The organism is Citrobacter sp., from assembly GCF_050252275.1.
GTDB classification, from domain to species: Bacteria; Pseudomonadota; Gammaproteobacteria; order Enterobacterales; family Enterobacteriaceae; genus Citrobacter_A; species Citrobacter_A amalonaticus.
Map to the genome: position 1 here is coordinate 14728 of NZ_JBFWLF010000010.1, position 18656 is coordinate 33383.

Consider the following 18656-nt stretch of genomic DNA (forward strand, 5'->3'; position numbering starts at 1 on the left):
CAAGACTGCGAAATTCTCTTTTTTTACGCTACAATCCCATAAATTTACCTGGCGAATAGCGGGCACGCCCAGAGTCATCATCGCCAGTGTACGTTCAACTTTCAACCAATTGATTATCATAATGAATTCCCGGGAACCGAGCTTATGAGGTATACAGTAGCCTTAACTGGCGGCATTGGCAGTGGTAAAAGCACCGTTGCGAATGCCTTTGCTGACCTCGGAATTCAGATAATTGACGCCGATATTATTGCCCGCCAGGTGGTCGAACCGGGCAAGCCTGCGCTGGATGCGATTGCGGCGCATTTTGGCCCTGAACTGATTGCCGCAGACGGCACGCTGCATCGTCGACTGCTTCGCGAACGGATTTTTGCTGATCCGCAAGAGAAGGCCTGGCTCAGTGCCTTGCTTCATCCGCTCATCCAGCAGGAGACCCAACGTCAGTTGCAACAGGCAACGTCTGCATATGTGCTGTGGGTGGTGCCATTACTGGTTGAAAACGGCCTTTATCGCCAGGCCAATCGCGTACTCGTGGTGGATGTCACCCCCGAGACGCAGCTTGCCCGGACCATGCAGCGCGATGACGTTACGCGCGCACACGTTGAACAGATTCTCGCTGCTCAGGCGACGCGTGAAGCACGCCTTGCCGTGGCAGACGATGTTATTGATAATAATGGCGCACCAGATTCCATCATGTCGGATGTCGCCCGCCTGCACGCACGTTATCTCCAGCTTGCGTCGCAGTTTGTCTCACAGGAAAAACCGTAATGCACACCCAGGTCCTTTTTGAACACCCTCTCAATGAGAAGATGCGCACATGGTTGCGCATTGAGTTTTTGGTTCAACAACTCTCTGCACGCTTACCGATTGCAGAGAGTTCAGATGCCCTGCATTTCTTTCGCAATGCCGGAGATTTGTTGGACGTATTCGAACGTGGTGAAGTGCGTACAGAATTACTGAAAGAGCTTGAGCGCCAGCAGCGTAAACTTCAGGCATGGACAGAAGTCCCGGGCGTCGACCAGAGCCGTATTGATGCTCTGCGCCAGCAGTTAAAAACGGCCGGCAGTATTTTGATTTCCGCGCCGCGCATGGGACAATTTTTGCGTGAGGATCGGCTGATTGCCCTGGTCCGCCAGCGTCTGAGTATTCCCGGCGGTTGTTGCAGCTTTGATTTACCGACGCTGCATATCTGGCTGCATATGCCACAGGCACAGCGTGATGCGCAGGTCGATAGCTGGCTTGCCAGCCTGCGCCCGCTGAATCAGGCGCTGACTCTGATCCTTGATTTAATTCGCAACTCAGCACCGTTTCGTAAACAAACCAGCCTGAATGGCTTTTATCAGGACAACGGGGAAGACGCAGACTTACTGCGCCTGCATTTGCCGTTGGGTTTACAGCTTTATCCGCAAATTTCCGGCCACAAGAGCCGTTTTGCGATCCGTTTTATGCCGCTCGATAGCGACAATGGCGTGGTGCCTGAGCGCCTCGATTTCGAACTGGCCTGCTGTTAAGGAGTTATGATGTCTGAGACGATCACCGTAAATTGCCCCACCTGTGGCAAAACGGTTGTATGGGGTGAAGTCAGTCCATTCCGTCCGTTTTGTTCCAAACGTTGTCAGTTGATCGATTTAGGTGACTGGGCCGCAGAAGAGAAACGCATTGCCAGCAGCAGCGATCTTTCCGACAGCGACGACTGGAGCGAAACGAAAGAGTAAACAGAGACGGTGTGGGGATCATACTCCCCCACCGTGCGTCGGCGTCGCCTCATCCGGCCTACAGGTTTTGTTTTAACTTCGCAATCACGGGCTCATTCGCCGGAGGGAAATCCTCTGCCTGCAACATCCCGGCGGCAATCCATTTTCCAGGCTGCCCCTCTTTTCCCCACGGTTCACCTTTCCAGCTTTCCACCAGCCAGAACCACAGCGTGATATGCCTGTCCGGAAACTGATACTCCAGCTTCTCGAAAAGCGTGGCACCTACCGGCGTAATGCCCACCTCTTCCTGTAGCTCGCGGCTCAGCGCCTGCTCCGGCGTCTCTCCGGCCTCAATCTTTCCGCCTGGAAATTCCAGTTTATTCGCCATATGCGCGTCGGCCGCACGCTGGGTGATAAAGATTTCGTTATACGGATTACGAATAATCCCGACCGCGATGTTCAGTTTTTTCATATTGTCGTACCCATAAAAAAGGCGCAGTATCCTGCGCCTTCAGACATCGTTATTATGCAGACCTTAGCTCAGACGGCCGTGGCACTGTTTGTATTTTTTACCAGAACCACACGGGCACGGATCGTTACGACCTACTTTACGCTCGCCCGTTTGTGCCGCCAGATCGGCCGCCGCGGCGCTGTCGTCGTCCTGATGGCTTAGCTGTTGCATCTGCGCTAAACGCTCCGCCTCTTCACGACGCTGCTGCTCCATGGCTTCAACTTCTTCCGGCATGCGAACTTGAACTTTGCTCAGCGTACTGATCACTTCGTATTTCAGTGATTCCAGCATAGAGGCAAACATCGAGAAGGATTCGCGCTTATATTCCTGCTTCGGATCTTTTTGCGCATAGCCACGCAGATGGATACCCTGACGCAGGTAATCCATCGCCGCCAGGTGCTCTTTCCACAGGGAATCAAGCGTTTGCAGCATGACGCCTTTTTCGAAGTGACGCATCATCTCTGCGCCAACCACTTCTTCTTTGCGCTGATACACGTCGATGGCCTGCGCCAGAATACGCTCACGCAGTGTCTCTTCATGCAGTTCTGGTTCTTTATCCAGCCATTCTGCGATCGGCATCTCCAGATCGAAGTCATTTTTCAGGCGTTCCTGCAGACCCGGGATATCCCACATTTCTTCCAGAGACTGCGGCGGAATGTAGGCATCAATCGTGGCTTTGAACACGTCTTCACGAATGCTGTTGATGGTTTCACTAACGTCGCTTACATCCAACAGTTCGTTACGCTGGGTATAGATCGCACGACGCTGATCGTTGGCAACATCATCGTATTCCAGCAGTTGCTTACGAATATCGAAGTTGCGGCTTTCCACTTTACGCTGCGCGTTAGCAATCGCTTTGGTGACCCACGGGTGCTCAATGGCCTCACCCGGTTTCATCCCCAGTTTACGCATCATGCCGGACACGCGGTCAGAGGCAAAAATACGCATCAACGCATCTTCCATTGACAGGTAGAAACGCGAAGAACCCGCATCACCCTGACGACCGGAACGACCACGCAGCTGGTTATCGATACGGCGAGATTCATGACGCTCAGTACCGATGATGTGCAGACCTCCGGACGCCAGCACCGCTTCGTGGCGAACCTGCCAGTCGGCTTTAATCTGTGCAATCTGCTCTGGCGTTGGGTTTTCCAGCGCGGCCACTTCAGCCTGCCAACTACCGCCCAGCACAATATCGGTACCACGACCAGCCATGTTGGTGGCGATGGTCACCGCCGCCGGATAGCCCGCCTGCGCGACGATGGCCGCTTCGTTGGCGTGGAATTTTGCGTTCAGAACGTTGTGCTTGATGCCCGCTTTGGTCAGTTCGTTAGAAACCACTTCGGATTTCTCAATGGAGATAGTCCCCACCAGTACCGGCTGACCATTGGCGGTACGCTCTTTAATATCTTCAATAATGGCCTGAATTTTTTCCGCTTCGGTCATGTAGACCAGATCCGGCATATCTTTACGGATCATCGGACGGTTGGTCGGCACTACTACGGTATCCAGTTTATAGATTGAGCTAAATTCGAACGCTTCGGTATCTGCCGTACCGGTCATACCGGCCAGTTTTTCATACAGACGGAAGTAGTTCTGGAAGGTGATCGAGGCCAGCGTCTGGTTCTCGTTCTGGATATCCACGCCCTCTTTCGCTTCAACAGCCTGGTGCAGACCATCAGACCAGCGGCGGCCCTGCATGGTACGACCGGTGTGTTCGTCAACGATGATGACTTCGCCGTCTTTTACGATGTAGTCAACGTCCCGGGTGAACAGCGCGTGCGCGCGCAGCGCTGCGGTCACGTGGTGCATTAGCATAATGTTGCCCGGAGAGTACAGAGACTCGCCTTCATCCATGATGCCTTCTTTCACCAGCAGTTCTTCAATCAGTACCAGACCACGTTCAGTCAGGTTAACCTGGCGCGCTTTTTCATCCACAGAGAAGTGACCTTCACCCTGGAAGCTGTCAGAATCTTCTTTTTCCTGACGAATCAGGTGCGGGATGATTTTGTTCACTTTCTTGTACATTTCCGAGCTGTCTTCAGCCGGGCCGGAAATGATCAGCGGCGTACGCGCCTCATCAATGAGGATGGAGTCGACCTCATCCACCAGCGCATAGTGCAGTTTACGCTGTACGCGTTCTTCAGGGCTGAACGCCATGTTGTCACGCAGGTAGTCAAAGCCATATTCGTTGTTGGTGCCGTAAGTAATGTCGGCGGCGTAGGCTTCGCGCTTGGCTGGCGCAGGCATACCCGGCAGGTTGATCCCGACGGTCATACCGAGGAATTCGAACAGCGGACGGTTGTTTTCGGCGTCACGCTGCGCCAGATAGTCGTTCACGGTAACCACGTGAACACCTTTGCCGCTTAGTGCGTTCAGGTAAGCTGGCAGCGTTGCAGTCAGGGTTTTACCTTCACCGGTACGCATTTCCGCGATGCAGCGATCGTTAAGGACCATCCCACCGAGCAACTGAACGTCGAAGTGACGCATGCCGAACACGCGCTTACTGGCTTCACGTACGACAGCAAACGCTTCCGGGATTAGACTCTCCACGCTTTCGCCTTTTTCCAGACGCGCACGGAATTCACCGGTTTTCGCTTTCAGTTCGTCATCGGAGAGTTTTTCCATCTCCGGTTCCATGGCATTGATCACTGCAACCGCTTTACGCATACGACGTAACGTACGATCGTTACGGCTACCGAATACTTTCGTTAATAATTTGATTAGCATATTGAAATCTCAAACGCCCCGCGATGTGGGGTCATAATAATGTATTGAAGTTTATTGGGTTTTTTAGCTGAGGCGTTGAGGGCCGGCACGGATCCCCTGCGCCTGGCTGATCCAGGCGGGAACGGTGAATACGGCCTGAGTCGTAAAATGGGCATACGTTACGCGCGACACACTTGCCGGAGGCGTACCTTCCTGCGTCAGCATCGCGCTGAGCGTGTTCAGTAAGGCTAAATGGTGTGCCTGAAGCGGTAACGGTTCTTCAGCAACGGGCAGCACCTGCGGTGCCATTGCGAAGGAAAGATGACGGATGACCGTACGAATAGCATGCTGATGCCAGTAATCGACGGTGAAATTGGGGCGACGATTGCTCGCTTCCAGCTGCGCCAGTTGGCTGAAATTTACTCTAACGCGCTGTTCATGGCTACTGGCTGTCGCCTTTGCCGGCGTTGTTGGCTCAACGGCATTTCCGAGCGCGGGCAAGCCAAAACTCGCCGCGACCATCCCAAATAAGAGATGCGGCCAGAAGTAGCGTCTACCTAACTGTCGCCAGCGCGTCAGTATTCCACTCACGTTATTGCCATCCCAATCGTATTATTCAAAACGTTTTTTGCGCATAAATCTTATCATTAATGCGCAGGCACTACAGCAGTATTGATGAGAAGTTACAGGCAAAAGTGCTTAAGAAAGCAGCGTTCGCACGGCATCGCGATTCAGTACGCGAAAGAACACAACCGAAAGGCGCTTTTGCCAACAAGGCAGGGAAGAAAATGCCAAAAAAAACGACTGGCTTACCTGGCCGGAGAGAGTGCCAGATTAACCAGTCGAATTTATGCGACAACCTGTGTCGTTATGCCAGTACGGTCGAAGGCGCTTTGAAAGCCAGCGGCAGTTCTGCGTCGTCCTGGAAGGTCACATATTCCCAGGCTTCCTGTTTTGCCAGAACAGCCTGTAGCAGTTTGTTATTCAGCGCATGACCGGATTTGTACGCGGTAAATGCACCGATAATGTTGTGACCACACATGAACAGGTCGCCAATGGCGTCGAGCATTTTGTGACGAACGAATTCATCTTCAAAACGCAGGCCGTCTTCATTCAGTACGCGATAATCGTCAACAACGATGGCACAATCGAAGCTGCCGCCCAGGCACAAGCCACGGGACTGCAGATATTCGATATCACGCATGAAACCGAAAGTACGCGCGCGGCTGATCTGGCGCATGAACGCATCAGCAGAGAAATTCATCGCATAGCGCTGAGTGCTGGAGTCGATCGCCGGATGGTTAAAGTCGATGGTGAAATCCAACGTAAAACCATTGTACGGTCTGAACTCAGCCCACTTGTCGCCATCTTCGACCCGAACGGTCTCTTTGATGCGAACAAATTTCTTGGCACTGTTCAGTTCTTCAATACCGGCATCAAGCAGCAGGTAAACGAACGGAGCAGCACTGCCATCCATGATCGGGATTTCCGGAGCATCGACTTCGATAACAATGTTATCGATACCCAAACCCGCCAGAGCAGCGTTAAGGTGCTCAACGGTTGAAATCCGTACATCATGCTCATTAACCAGACATGTACAGAGCATGGTATCACGCACAGATTTGGCATCGGCCGGGAAATCTACCGGTGGATTCAAGTCGGTGCGACGATAGATGACCCCGGTGTTGGCCGGCGCAGGGCGTAATGTCAGGGTGACTTTCTTGCCGGTATGTAAACCGACACCAGTCGCCTGAACGATACGTTTAAGTGTCCTTTGTTTGATCATCGTATAATCTCGCCAAATTACCTATCCAACCGAAGTGTACTATACATTCGGTGGGCCAGTTTAGCACAAAGAGCCTCGAATCCCAAATTCCAGCCAATTCTTAATCGGCTTGCTTGCGCAGGAACGCAGGGATATCCAGATAATCCGGCTCTTTCGCGGTTTGCGGCGTATTATCGTTCACCACTTTCGCGACCGGTTTCTGCTCTTGCGTCAACGGCGCCATGCCATGCTGCTGGTAACGATCCATCACCGGCTGCTGCACCTGTTTATTGGTGACCAGGGTGATTTCAGGACGCTTGTCCATACCGATACCGGTAGCAACAACGGTCACGCGCAGCTCGTCGTTCATATCCGGGTCCAGAGAGGTACCGATCACCACGGTCGCGTTATCCGATGCAAAGGCACGGATGGTGTTACCCACGGTTTCGAACTCATCCAGACGCAGGTCGAAGCCCGCCGTGATGTTGACCAGTACGCCACGCGCGCCAGACAGATCGATATCTTCCAGCAGCGGAGAAGAGATCGCCATTTCAGCAGCTTCTTCTGCACGGTCTTCACCGCTCGCCACACCAGAGCCCATCATCGCGTAGCCCATTTCGGACATCACGGTGCGCACGTCAGCAAAGTCGACGTTCATCAGGCCCGGACGGGTAATCAGTTCCGCGATGCCCTGAACAGCGCCTTTCAGCACGTCGTTCGCCGCGCCAAACGCGTCGAGCAGGGAGATACCACGACCCAGCACTTTCAGCAGTTTGTCGTTCGGGATGGTGATCAGCGAGTCCACATGCTTGGACAGCTCAGTGATCCCCTGCTCCGCGAAAGCCATACGCTTTTTGCCTTCAAAATTGAAAGGCTTGGTCACGACCGCAACGGTCAGGATCCCTAAATCTTTAGCTACTTCAGCAACCACTGGCGCTGCACCGGTACCGGTACCGCCGCCCATGCCTGCTGCGATAAACACCATGTCTGCACCGTCAAGCGCTGCACGCAGAGCTTCACGATCTTCATCTGCTGCATTGCGACCGACTTCCGGGTTCGCACCCGCACCCAGACCTTTGGTAATACCGCTACCGATTTGAATAGTCTGGCCAACCGCCGTCTTGCGCAACGCCTGAGCGTCGGTATTTACCGCGAAGAATTCAACACCCTCAATGCGCTCGCGCACCATGTGTTCAACGGCGTTACCGCCGCCGCCACCGACGCCGATGACTTTAATCACCGCGTCGTTGGTCAGTTCCATAGGTTCAAACATAGTTTCTCTCTCCGTTGTGCCTGTCGCCTGAGGCCGTAATTTTCGCCGGCCTCATAAAAAATTAAAACTCTTTTCGCAGCCAGCTATTAAGACGTTTAATCCAAGAGCCAACTGAAGCCGTAACACGCTTTTCTACTTCAGCTTCACCACTTAAGTGGGACTCTTTCCCGTAGTGAAGCAGCCCCACCGCCGTTGAGTAATACGGCTCCTGAGCGTAATCCGTCAGACCGGTAATATTCAGCGGTGCGCCGATACGCACTTGCGTATGGAACACGCGTTGGGCACAGGCGGCAAGACCTTCAATTTGCGCCGCGCCACCGGTCAGTACAATCCCCGCCGCCAGATGATGTTTCACACCCTGCTGGCGAAGCTGTTCCTGTAATTGCAATATTTCTTCGTTGACCAGGTTGAGCAGTTCGGTATAACGCGGCTCAATCACCTCTGCCAGCGTCTGTCGTTGCAGACTGCGCGGCGGACGCCCGCCCACGCTTGGCACTTCAACGCTTTCGTCTTTCCCCACGATGGATCCCAGCGCGCAGCCGTGGCGAACTTTGATCGCTTCGGCGTCGCTCGGCGGCGTACCGAAGGCATACGCGATGTCGCTGGTGACCACATTCCCTGCATAAGGGATCACTTTGGTGTGGCGCAACGCCCCGCCAGTATAAACGGCGATGTCCATTGTACCACCACCAATATCGACGACGCAGACGCCCAGTTCGCGTTCATCTTCCGTCAAGACGGAATAACTGGCCGCCAGTCCGGCGAATATCAGTTGGTCAACTTTCAGGCCACAACGTTCCACAGCTTTAACAATGTTCTTCGCCATATCGTTGTGGCAGGTGATCAAATGCACTTTTGCCTGCATACGAACACCGGAAAGACCGACCGGATTTTTAATCCCTTCCTGATAGTCAATCGCATATTCCTGCGGGATGACGTGCAACACACGGTGCTCATCGCGAACACGCACTGATTTCGCGGTATGCACGACGTTTTCCACGTCTTCCTGCGTCACTTCTTCTTCCGAAATTGGCACCATGCCGATTTCATTCTGACAGCTAATGTGTTTGCCCGAAAGCGCCAGATAGACCGAGGAGATTTGGCAATCTGCCATCAGTTCTGCCTGGTCAATGGCGCGCTGTACGCATTTCACCACGGATTCGAGGTCGTTCACCCCGCCTTTATCCATCCCCCGTGATGGGCAACTGCCCACGCCAATGATATTGACCATACCGTCGGGCAGAACTTCCCCTACTAAAGCGGCGACCTTCGCGGTGCCAATCTCCAGTCCAACTACCAGTTTTCTGTCCGTCGCCTTGATCATTGTTGTTCTGCCTGTACCTGATTCTGTTGCTGATTAGATTCCTCAGGAGGCAAGGGAACCCACCCTACTGCCGCTCCTGAGTCATAACGCAAATCAACGTAGCTAATCCGTTTGCCATCGGTTTGCGCCTGCTGCTGTAAAACCGGATACAGTTCTACAAAGCGAGCCAAACGTTTCATCGTGTCGCCCCTGCCAAGATTGAGCTTAATATCGTTATTAAGCGTCAACTGCCAGGAACGACGAGCGGTCATTGCCGCCTCCTTCAGGGTAAACCGGTCCTTCGCCAACACCTGCGACATGTCACGATACCCTTGCAACACTTCACTCGCACTGCCTTCCGGGCCAGATAACATGGGTAAAACCTGCTTGCTGGTGCGATCGGCCGGCACGCTGAAGGCATTTCCTTCGGCGTCCACCATATGCTGATCATTCCAACGCGCAATCGGCACATATTCAACCAGATGAATCTTCAATTCATCGGGCCATTGCTTTCTGACGCTGGCCTGCTTGATCCACGGCAAGCGTTCGATCTGACTCTGGATGATATTCACGTCCTGGGTCATAAAGGTGCCGGGCGTACCCAGCGCCAGAATCGACTGGCGAATATCATCATTCTTCGTGTAATGGCGCTCACCGGTTAACACCAGCTTTGACAGCGGCAAACGCTGCGCATCTTCCATCCACCCCAACACCACCCAGCCGCTGACCAGCACGGTACACAGCACCGTCAGCAGGAAGAAAATACCTGCAAGACGCGTTCCATTATTGCGACGTGAGGAAGAAACCTCTTCATCACTGTTTCGCGTGTTCAGCGCAGCCTGCGACATATCAGTCCGCCAACTCCAGAATTCGTACTACCAACTGCGAGAAACTCATCCCCGCCTGACGCGCCGCCATCGGCACCAGGCTGTGGCTGGTCATACCCGGAGAGGTATTCGCTTCCAGCAGATAAAACTGGCCATCGTTATCCAGCATGACGTCAATGCGACCCCAGCCTTTACAGCCCAGGGTTGTCCATGCTTTCAGCACGACTGCCTGTAAAATATCTTCTTGCTCGCTTTCCAGACCTGCAGGGCAGAAATACTGTGTCTCATCAGACAGATACTTCGCCTCATAATCATAGAAGGTTCCGGCAGGTTGGATACGAATTGCGGGTAAAATTTCTTCACCCAGTATCGCGACCGTAAATTCCGGACCGCTGAGCCATTTCTCGATCAGAACTTCTTCATCATGCTGAAATGCCAGTGTTAATGCATCCTGTAAAGTGTCATATTCTGACACTTTCGACATTCCCACGCTGGAGCCTTCACGACTGGGCTTCACAATCAGCGGTAAACCCAGCGCAGAAATTTGCTTAACCAGTTCTTCGTCAAGACCTTTTTCAAACTGAGATCGCGTCAGCGCGACCCATGGCGCGACAGGTAATCCTGCCCCCTGCCACAGCAGCTTGCTGCGCAGTTTATCCATGGAGATCGCCGATGCCATCACGCCGCTGCCGGTATAAGGCAAACCAACCAGCTCCAGCAGTCCCTGTAAGGTTCCGTCTTCCCCACCACGGCCATGCAGGGCGATAAAGACTTTCTGAAAGCCCATTGATTTCAGCAGCGTCACGTCGACCTCTTTCGGGTCGACCGGATGTGCATCCACGCCGCCTTCCCGTAATCCGGCCAACACTGCCGCGCCGGAATTCAGCGACACATCACGTTCAGCAGAGGTACCGCCCAGCAGGACCGCGATTTTATCAGCCATGTTGTTCGTCCTCCTGAATTTGCGGCTTCAGTTTGATTTCGGCTAAGGAACGCGCGATTTTGCCGATATTTCCCGCGCCCTGTACCAGAATCAAATCGTTGCCGGTTAATACCGGTGCCAGCATTTCTGCGACCTGCGCCGGATCGGAAACCAGAATCGGGTCGATTTTACCGCGACCACGAATAGTGCGGCACAGCGAACGGCTGTCCGCTCCTGGAATCGGCGCTTCACCCGCTGCGTAGACATCCAGCATCAGCAACGCATCAACCTGGGTCAGCACGTTGGCAAAGTCGTCATACAGATCACGCGTACGCGTGAAACGGTGTGGCTGAAACAGCATCACCAGATTTTTGTCCGGCCATCCCGCCCGCGCCGCTTTAATGGTCGCATCCACTTCCGTCGGGTGATGCCCGTAATCATCCACCAGCATTGCCGTACCGGCTTTACCGTTCACCGGCTCGAGCGGGTACTCACCGAGGAAGTCGAAGCGCCGCCCGGTCCCCTGGAAGCTTTCCAACGCACGCAGGATCGCATCGTCTGCAATACCTTCTTCCGTCGCAACTGCCACGGCCGCCGCCGCGTTCAGGGCGTTATGGCGACCTGGCGCATTCAACGTGACGCGCAGGTCTTGCATCCCCTGGCGCAGCAGGGTGAAGTGCCCTTGCGGACCCACCTGCTGATAATCTTCGACGCGAACGTCTGCGTCATCGCTAAAGCCATAAGTAGTGGTCTGACGGCCCACGCGCGGCAAGAGCTCGCGGATCACCGGATCGTCAACACACATCACCGCACGACCATAAAACGGCAGGTTGTGCAGGAAATTAATAAACGTCTGCTTTAAATTTTCGAAATCGCCATGGTAGGTATCCATGTGGTCGGCTTCGATGTTGGTGACAATCGCCACCATCGGCTGCAGATGAAGGAATGACGCGTCGCTCTCATCCGCTTCCGCAATTAAGTAACGGCTATGGCCCAGACGCGCATGCACGCCTGCCGCTTTCACCAGACCGCCGTTAACGAAAGTGGGATCCAGTCCCGCTTCCGCGTAAATACTGGAGACCATCGCGGTGGTGGTCGTTTTACCATGCGTCCCGGCAATCGCGATGCCGTGACGAAAACGCATCAGTTCCGCCAGCATCTCCGCGCGGCGGATCACCGGGATGCGCGCTTCGTGCGCCGCCACAATCTCCGGGTTATCAGCCGAGATGGCGCTGGAGACCACAACCACACTCGCATCACGCACGTTTTCCGGGCGATGGTTGAAATAAATCGTTGCTCCCAGGTTCGTCAACTGCTGCGTCACCGGGTTAGGCGCTAAATCTGAACCACTGATCTGATACCCTTCATTGGCCAGAACTTCGGCAATACCGCCCATCCCGGCACCACCGATGCCGACAAAGTGGATGTGCCGAACGCGACGCATTTCGGGCACGATAGAACGCAGTTTTGCCAGTTGTTGTGTATTCATTCTTTACGCCATTCACTTCTCAATTCAGGCGATGCAAAAGGCACCGCTACAATTACGCCCGGGCAGCCCGGATCACTTCATTTGCGACACGCTCGGTGGCATCCGGAATGGATGCAGCGCGGGCACGTTCTGCCATGGTTAACAAACTTTCTCGCGACCACCCGGACAGGGTGCTGGCGACGGCATCCACAGTAAACTGCGGCTGCTCGAGAATTTTGGCTGCGCCCGCTTTTTCCAGCGGCAGCGCATTCCAGTACTGCTGTCGGTCTTTATGTTGAAACGGCACAAACAGCGCCGGTAAACCGGCTGCGGCAATCTCACTTACCGTCAATGCGCCAGAACGACAGACCACCACATCGGCCCACGCGTAGGCGGCCGCCATGTCATCAATAAATTCCGTTACCTTATGCTGGGGTTGCCCCACGTCGGCATAGGCCTGTTCTACGGTCTGCTGCGCGCCTTTCCCGCTCTGATGCCAGATAGTCACCGCATCACCCAGTCTGGCGGCAACCTGCGGCAGGGTCTGGTTCAGCACGCGAGCGCCCTGCGATCCGCCGACCACCAGCACACGAATCGGACCTTCGCGTCCGGCAAGACGATCCTGCGGCAACGGCAGCGCCAATACGTCTGTACGTACCGGGTTCCCAACCACTTCCGCATTCGGAAACGCGCCAGGAAACGCCTGCATGACCTTGGTAGCAATTCTCGCCAGCCATTTATTCGTTAACCCGGCGATACCATTTTGCTCGTGCAACACGACTGGAATGCCCAGTGACCACGCGGCCAGACCGCCGGGACCGGAAACATACCCGCCCATCCCCAGCACCACATCGGGGTTAAAACTTTTCATGATTGCGCGCGCCTGACGCCATGCGTTGAAAATACGCAAAGGGGCGGCCAACAGCGCTTTCACGCCTTTTCCGCGCAATCCGGAGATACGGATAAAGTCAATATCGATGCCATGCTTAGGGACTAAATCCGCTTCCATACGGTCTGCGGTACCCAGCCAGCGAACTTCCCAGCCCTGGGACATTAAATGGTGCGCGACCGCCAGTCCCGGAAACACGTGTCCGCCGGTACCGCCCGCCATCACCATTAACCGCTTCGCTTGACCACTCATCGTGAACCTCGTGTAAACGCCTGTGCTTTTTCCAGGCGCGTTTCATAATCAATTCGCAACAAAAACATGATGGCCGTCGACATAATCAGCAAACTCGAGCCACCATAACTGATGAGCGGCAGCGTCAGACCTTTAGTTGGCAGCATGCCTGCCGCCGCACCGACGTTCACCAGAGCCTGAAAACTAAACCAGATACCGATGGAACAGGCCAAAAATCCGGAAAAACGGTGGTCGATCTCCAGCGCTTTGCGGCCAATCGACATCGCGCGAAAAGCGACGAAGAATACCATTAAAAGCGCCAATACCACACCGATATAACCCAGTTCTTCCCCAATGATGGCGAAGATAAAGTCCGTATGCGCTTCCGGCAGATACTCCAGTTTCTGTACCGAGTTGCCCAGCCCCTGCCCCCACATTTCACCGCGACCGAATGCCATCAGTGACTGGGTAAGCTGATATCCGCTACCAAACGGATCTTCCCACGGGTTCCAGAACGAGGTTACGCGGCGAATACGATACGGTTCGGCGAGAATCAGCAGTACGACCGCAGAAATCCCCATGCCGATAATGGCAATGAACTGCCACAACTTTGCCCCAGCCAGAAACAGCATCGCCAGCGTGGTCACGAACAGCACAACCACCGTACCGAGGTCAGGTTGCGCCAGCAGCAGGATCGCCAGTACCAGAATCACGCCCATCGGCTTTAAAAAGCCGCGCAGGTTATTACGAACTTCGTCAACCTTGCGCACCAGGTAGTTTGCCAGATAGCAGAACAGCGACAGCTTGGTAAATTCCGCAGGCTGAATACGCAGAGGACCTAATGCAATCCAACGCGATGCCCCGTTCACCGAACTCCCCACCACCAGCACGATCAACAGCATAATGATCGAGGCGATCAGCATCGTGGTACTGTATTTCTGCCAGAACTCCATCGGCAGACGCAGCGTGATCAGCGCCAGACAAAATGCCAGAAAAATATAGAGCGCATCACGCTTGGCAAACAGAAACGGATCGCCCGCCAGACGCTGCCCAACGGGCATGGATGCCGACGTCACCATGATGAAACCGATCGCCGCAAGGCCTAACGTCAGCCATAGCAGCACGCGATCGTACATGATCAGACTGTCAGAATCTTTGTCCCGTGAGGCCATCACCCAGCCTTTAAGCGCCGCAAAGATCCATCCCAGGATGCCAAATCCCGGCAGGCGCGGCAGTCTCAGGCGAGGGAGAGATAAACGCATCAACCCAGCTCCTTCGCCAGACGGGTAAAGACATCACCCCGTTGCTCAAAATTCTTAAACTGATCGAGGCTGGCGCAGGCCGGAGACAACAGCACCATATCGCCTGACTTCACGCGCGGCGCCAGCAGGCGCATCGCCTCTTCCATCGTCTCGGTTTGTTCCGCAATTTCCGGGCGCAGCGCCGCCAGTTGCGCGCCATCGCGACCAAAACAGTACAACCGCACGCGATCGCCTTCCAGATAACGACTCAGCGAAGAGAAGTCCGCCGATTTACCATCGCCGCCCAGCAACAGATGCAGCGTGCCATCAATATGCAGGCCGTTCAGCGCCGCTTCGGTGCTGCCGACGTTGGTCGCTTTCGAGTCGTTAATCCAGCGCACACCGTTATGATCCAGCGCTAACTGGAAGCGATGCGCCAGACCGGTGAACGTCGTCAGCGCTTTCAGGCTGCTGGCGCGCGGTAAACCTGCCGCATCCGCCAGCGCCAGCGCCGCCAGGGCGTTGGTGTAGTTATGCTGACCGGAAAGCTTCATCTCTTTCACGTTCAGCACTTTCTCACCCTTCACCCGCAGCCAGGTCTCGCCCTGCTGACGGTTAAGGTGATAATCGCCCATGTTGACGCCAAAGCTCACACAACGCGCATCGGCTCCACGAATCGGCATCGTCAACGCATCATCGGCATTGACCACACAGACTTTCGCATTCTCGTAAACGCGCAGTTTTGCCGCGCGATACTGTTGTAAACCAAACGGATACCGGTCCATGTGATCTTCAGTAACGTTCAGAATAGTGGCCGCGGCCGCCTGCAGGCTGAACGTGGTTTCCAGCTGGAAGCTGGAGAGTTCAAGGACATACAGTTCGCGTTCTGCATCCAGCAGCATCAAGGCGGGCAGGCCAATGTTGCCGCCAACGCCGACGTTCACACCTGCCGCTTTCGCCATTTCACCCACCAGCGTCGTGACGGTGCTTTTCCCGTTCGAACCGGTGATCGCCACAATCGGTGCCTGCGCTTCACGGCAAAACAACTCGATATCGCCAACAATCTCAACGCCCGCATCAGCCGCTGCGCTCAGTGACGGATGCGCGAGGGCGATACCAGGGCTTGCCACAACCAGATCCGCCGCCAGCAGCCAGTCGTCGTTCAGACTGCCGACATGACGCTCTACCGCCTCCGGTAACTTATCCAGTCCCGGCGGTGTCGCACGGGTATCCATCACGCGAGGGGTTACGCCACGAGCGAGGAAAAAGTCCACGCAAGAGAGTCCGGTTAACCCCAGACCGATAATGACGACGTTTTTACCCTGGTAATCAGCCATGATTAACGTACCTTCAGCGTTGCCAGGCCAATCAGGACCAGCATCAGCGAAATAATCCAGAAGCGCACAATCACGCGCGGTTCCGGCCAGCCTTTCAGTTCATAGTGGTGATGAATCGGCGCCATGCGGAAGATACGCTGCCCGCGCAACTTGAAGGAACCGACCTGCAATATCACCGACAAGGTCTCCACGACAAATACCCCACCCATGATCACCAGCAGGAACTCCTGACGCAGCAGCACGGCGATAATGCCAAGCGCGCCGCCCAGCGCCAGCGATCCGACGTCGCCCATGAAGACCTGCGCCGGATAGGTGTTAAACCACAGAAAGCCTAAGCCCGCGCCGACAATCGCCGTACAGACGATTACCAGTTCGCCGGCATGACGTAAGTACGGAATATGCAGATAGTTAGCAAAATTCATGTTACCGGTCGCCCACGCCACCAGCGCGAATCCCCCCGCGACGAAGACGGTTGGCATAATCGCCAGACCATCCAGACCGTCAGTCAGGTTCACCGCATTGCCGGTGCCGACAATCACGAAATACGCCAGCAGAACGTAGAACAGCCCCAACTGCGGCATGACGTCTTTGAAGAACGGCACCACCAGCTCTGTCGCTGGCGTGTCTTTCCCGGCGAGGTACAGTGCGAAAGCAACACCCAGCGCAATGACCGACATCCAGAAGTATTTCCAGCGCGCAATCAGGCCCTTGGTGTCTTTGCGGACCACTTTGCGGTAGTCATCGACGAAGCCGATAATGCCGTAACCAATCAACACCACCAATACGCACCAGACGTACGGGTTTGACGGATAGGCCCACAGCAGAACGGAAATAACGATCGCCGTCAGGATCATGATCCCACCCATCGTCGGCGTGCCGCGCTTGCTGAAGTGGGACTCCGGACCATCGTTACGTACAACCTGACCGAAGGAGAGTTTTTGCAGACGGGCGATCATGCGCGGGCCCATCCACAATGAGATGAACAGCGCGGTCAGCAGGCTGACAATGGCGCGAAACGTCAGATAGGAAAAGACGTTAAAGCCGGAATAATATTTGACCAAATGTTCGGCCAGCCAAACTAGCATGATCCTTTCTCCTGTAATGCGCGTACGACCTCTTCCATGGCGGCACTACGTGAACCTTTCACCAAAATGGTAATTATCTGTTGCTCTGCAATCAGCGTCTGCAGACGCGCGATCAGCGCGGCTTTATCCGCAAAATGTTCGCCGACGCCACTCGCATCGCTGATAGCCTTGCTCAGTTTCCCTGAACTCAATACGCAGTCGATGCCTGCCGCTTTCGCCGCCTCACCGACCTGCACGTGGCAGGCTTCGCTTTCTGCGCCCAGTTCGGCCATATCGCCGACAACCAGCACACGGTAACCCGGCATTTCGGACAGCACCTGTACCGCGGCGGTCATTGACCCGACATTGGCGTTATACGAATCATCAAGCAGCAGTTGGTTTTCCGCTAACTGGACAGGGAACAGACGGCCCGGTACCGCTTTTAAATTTGCCAGACCGGTTTTGATCGCCTCCAGCGTCGCGCCAACAGCCATCGACAACGCTGCCGCCGCCAGGGCATTGGCGATATTGTGACGTCCGGGCAATGGCAGCAGTACATCAATGCTTCCGCCAGGCGTTTGCAGTAAAAATTCGGTGCCATGTGACGTCACATGGACATTGGTGGCAGTGAAATCGCTGTTGGTGGCATTCGGTGAAAAACGCCAGACTTTTCGATCGCCGATAATGTTCTGCCAGTTCAACCAGTCATTGTTATCGGCATTCATAATGGCAATGCCGTTTTCAGGCAGACCGGTAAAAATTTCGCCCTTCGCCTTCGCCACTCCAGCCAGCGAACCGAAGCCTTCCAGATGCGCCGCCGCCAGGTTGTTGACCAGTGCCGCTTCCGGACGCGTCAGGCTGACGGTCCAGGCGATTTCGCCCTGGTGGTTGGCACCTAACTCAATGACCGCATAGTCATATTCCTGGGTTAAGCGCAGCAGCGTCATCGGTACCCCAATGTCGTTATTCAGGTTGCCTGCGGTATAGAGCGTATTGCCACACTGGCTGAGAATCGCCGCCGTCATCTCTTTCACAGAGGTTTTACCGGACGAGCCGGTTAACGCCACCACGCGTGCCGGAACCTGAGCGCGAACCCACGCAGCCAGTTCGCCGAAGGCCAGACGGGTGTCTTGCACAATCACCTGTGGCAAATCAACCGCCAGCGGACGGCTAACCAAGAGCGCGCCCGCCCCCCCCTCTTTTGCCTGTTCGGCAAAATCGTGAGCATCAAAACGTTCGCCTTTGAGCGCCACAAACAGGCAGCCCGGCGTCAGCTTACGCGTATCGGTGGTGACGGCATCGAGGGACAGATCGTCCCCTTTCAGTTCGCCGTCGAGAATACCGGCGAGTTGGCTGAGCGTTACGCGAATCATGCGATCACCCCCAACAGGCGCGCCGCAGTTACGCGGTCGGAATAGTCGAGAC

Annotated in this window: 17 protein-coding genes; 3 read left to right on the forward strand and 14 right to left on the reverse strand. The window is 54.9% G+C overall.

Annotated features, from left to right (window positions below):
* The first annotated feature begins 144 nt into the window (after window positions 1-144).
* From coaE to yacG, 3 genes are read left to right on the forward strand one after another with little or no spacing between them, the layout of a single operon-like run.
* Window positions 145-765, forward strand: coding sequence for a dephospho-CoA kinase (gene coaE, locus AB7E14_RS01785; RefSeq protein WP_044267409.1), 621 nt, complete (start codon window positions 145-147; stop codon window positions 763-765).
* Window positions 765-1508 carry a cell division protein ZapD gene (gene zapD / locus AB7E14_RS01790; RefSeq protein ID WP_044327645.1) on the forward strand — a complete coding sequence of 248 codons (744 nt, stop codon included), beginning with the start codon at window positions 765-767 and terminating at the stop codon, window positions 1506-1508. The genes coaE and zapD overlap by 1 nt, the downstream gene beginning before the upstream one ends.
* Before the next feature lie 9 nt (window positions 1509-1517).
* Window positions 1518-1712, forward strand: coding sequence for a DNA gyrase inhibitor YacG (yacG, locus tag AB7E14_RS01795; protein WP_428169299.1), 195 nt, complete (start codon window positions 1518-1520; stop codon window positions 1710-1712).
* A gap of 58 nt (window positions 1713-1770) precedes the next feature.
* On the opposite strand, the gene mutT is transcribed toward yacG, so the two are convergent.
* From mutT to murF, 14 genes are all read right to left on the reverse strand, one after another.
* The gene (mutT, locus tag AB7E14_RS01800) at window positions 1771-2163 is read right to left on the reverse strand and encodes an 8-oxo-dGTP diphosphatase MutT (protein WP_058587643.1); all 393 of its coding nucleotides are present in this window, start codon (window positions 2161-2163) and stop codon (window positions 1771-1773) included.
* A 63-nt stretch (window positions 2164-2226) separates the two neighbouring features.
* A complete protein-coding gene (secA, locus tag AB7E14_RS01805; protein WP_042997929.1) occupies window positions 2227-4932 on the reverse strand; it encodes a preprotein translocase subunit SecA in 2706 nt (901 codons plus the stop codon).
* Window positions 4933-4995: 63 nt separating this feature from the next.
* Window positions 4996-5502, reverse strand: a complete 507-nt coding sequence (gene secM, locus AB7E14_RS01810; protein ID WP_058587642.1) for a secA translation cis-regulator SecM — start codon at window positions 5500-5502, stop codon at window positions 4996-4998.
* Between the two features lie 277 nt (window positions 5503-5779).
* Window positions 5780-6697, reverse strand: a complete 918-nt coding sequence (gene lpxC, locus AB7E14_RS01815) for a UDP-3-O-acyl-N-acetylglucosamine deacetylase (RefSeq protein ID WP_000595473.1) — start codon at window positions 6695-6697, stop codon at window positions 5780-5782.
* 100 nt (window positions 6698-6797) lie between these two features.
* On the reverse strand, window positions 6798-7949 hold the full coding sequence (ftsZ, locus tag AB7E14_RS01820; RefSeq protein WP_004857884.1) for a cell division protein FtsZ: 1152 nt from the start codon (window positions 7947-7949) through the stop codon (window positions 6798-6800).
* Window positions 7950-8010: 61 nt separating this feature from the next.
* Window positions 8011-9273, reverse strand: coding sequence for a cell division protein FtsA (ftsA, locus tag AB7E14_RS01825; RefSeq protein ID WP_003018755.1), 1263 nt, complete (start codon window positions 9271-9273; stop codon window positions 8011-8013).
* On the reverse strand, window positions 9270-10100 hold the full coding sequence (gene ftsQ / locus AB7E14_RS01830; RefSeq protein WP_316962689.1) for a cell division protein FtsQ: 831 nt from the start codon (window positions 10098-10100) through the stop codon (window positions 9270-9272). The genes ftsA and ftsQ overlap by 4 nt, the downstream gene beginning before the upstream one ends.
* A 1-nt stretch (window position 10101) precedes the next feature.
* Entirely contained in the window at window positions 10102-11022 is a 921-nt protein-coding gene (locus tag AB7E14_RS01835; protein ID WP_104445666.1) for a D-alanine--D-alanine ligase, read from the reverse strand.
* Window positions 11015-12490: a UDP-N-acetylmuramate--L-alanine ligase gene (murC, locus tag AB7E14_RS01840; RefSeq protein WP_042997934.1), complete on the reverse strand. Its 1476-nt coding sequence runs from the start codon at window positions 12488-12490 to the stop codon at window positions 11015-11017. Before murC ends, AB7E14_RS01835 begins: the two co-directional genes overlap by 8 nt.
* Before the next feature lie 52 nt (window positions 12491-12542).
* Entirely contained in the window at window positions 12543-13610 is a 1068-nt protein-coding gene (murG, locus tag AB7E14_RS01845) for an undecaprenyldiphospho-muramoylpentapeptide beta-N-acetylglucosaminyltransferase (protein ID WP_042997935.1), read from the reverse strand.
* A complete protein-coding gene (gene ftsW / locus AB7E14_RS01850; protein WP_044255480.1) occupies window positions 13607-14851 on the reverse strand; it encodes a cell division protein FtsW in 1245 nt (414 codons plus the stop codon). The genes murG and ftsW overlap by 4 nt, the downstream gene beginning before the upstream one ends.
* On the reverse strand, window positions 14851-16167 hold the full coding sequence (murD, locus tag AB7E14_RS01855; protein ID WP_316962688.1) for a UDP-N-acetylmuramoyl-L-alanine--D-glutamate ligase: 1317 nt from the start codon (window positions 16165-16167) through the stop codon (window positions 14851-14853). The genes ftsW and murD overlap by 1 nt, the downstream gene beginning before the upstream one ends.
* A gap of 2 nt (window positions 16168-16169) precedes the next feature.
* Window positions 16170-17252: a phospho-N-acetylmuramoyl-pentapeptide-transferase gene (gene mraY, locus AB7E14_RS01860; protein ID WP_042997938.1), complete on the reverse strand. Its 1083-nt coding sequence runs from the start codon at window positions 17250-17252 to the stop codon at window positions 16170-16172.
* Window positions 17246-18604 carry a UDP-N-acetylmuramoyl-tripeptide--D-alanyl-D-alanine ligase gene (gene murF / locus AB7E14_RS01865; protein ID WP_316962687.1) on the reverse strand — a complete coding sequence of 453 codons (1359 nt, stop codon included), beginning with the start codon at window positions 18602-18604 and terminating at the stop codon, window positions 17246-17248. The genes mraY and murF overlap by 7 nt, the downstream gene beginning before the upstream one ends.
* Window positions 18605-18656: the final 52 nt, after the last annotated feature.

Excerpts from the sequence above, each read along its gene's own strand:
- coaE (WP_044267409.1), top strand. The coding sequence starts at position 145 with ATGAGGTATACAGTAGCCTTAACTGGCGGCATTGGCAGTGGTAAAAGC.
- zapD (WP_044327645.1), top strand. The coding sequence starts at position 765 with ATGCACACCCAGGTCCTTTTTGAACACCCTCTCAATGAGAAGATGCGC.
- yacG (WP_428169299.1), top strand. The coding sequence starts at position 1,518 with ATGTCTGAGACGATCACCGTAAATTGCCCCACCTGTGGCAAAACGGTT.
- mutT (WP_058587643.1), bottom strand. The coding sequence starts at position 2,163 with ATGAAAAAACTGAACATCGCGGTCGGGATTATTCGTAATCCGTATAAC.
- secA (WP_042997929.1), bottom strand. The coding sequence starts at position 4,932 with ATGCTAATCAAATTATTAACGAAAGTATTCGGTAGCCGTAACGATCGT.
- lpxC (WP_000595473.1), bottom strand. The coding sequence starts at position 6,697 with ATGATCAAACAAAGGACACTTAAACGTATCGTTCAGGCGACTGGTGTC.
- ftsZ (WP_004857884.1), bottom strand. The coding sequence starts at position 7,949 with ATGTTTGAACCTATGGAACTGACCAACGACGCGGTGATTAAAGTCATC.
- ftsA (WP_003018755.1), bottom strand. The coding sequence starts at position 9,273 with ATGATCAAGGCGACGGACAGAAAACTGGTAGTTGGACTGGAGATTGGC.
- ftsQ (WP_316962689.1), bottom strand. The coding sequence starts at position 10,100 with ATGTCGCAGGCTGCGCTGAACACGCGAAACAGTGATGAAGAGGTTTCT.
- AB7E14_RS01835 (WP_104445666.1), bottom strand. The coding sequence starts at position 11,022 with ATGGCTGATAAAATCGCGGTCCTGCTGGGCGGTACCTCTGCTGAACGT.
- murC (WP_042997934.1), bottom strand. The coding sequence starts at position 12,490 with ATGAATACACAACAACTGGCAAAACTGCGTTCTATCGTGCCCGAAATG.
- murG (WP_042997935.1), bottom strand. The coding sequence starts at position 13,610 with ATGAGTGGTCAAGCGAAGCGGTTAATGGTGATGGCGGGCGGTACCGGC.
- ftsW (WP_044255480.1), bottom strand. The coding sequence starts at position 14,851 with ATGCGTTTATCTCTCCCTCGCCTGAGACTGCCGCGCCTGCCGGGATTT.
- murD (WP_316962688.1), bottom strand. The coding sequence starts at position 16,167 with ATGGCTGATTACCAGGGTAAAAACGTCGTCATTATCGGTCTGGGGTTA.
- mraY (WP_042997938.1), bottom strand. The coding sequence starts at position 17,252 with ATGCTAGTTTGGCTGGCCGAACATTTGGTCAAATATTATTCCGGCTTT.
- murF (WP_316962687.1), bottom strand. The coding sequence starts at position 18,604 with ATGATTCGCGTAACGCTCAGCCAACTCGCCGGTATTCTCGACGGCGAA.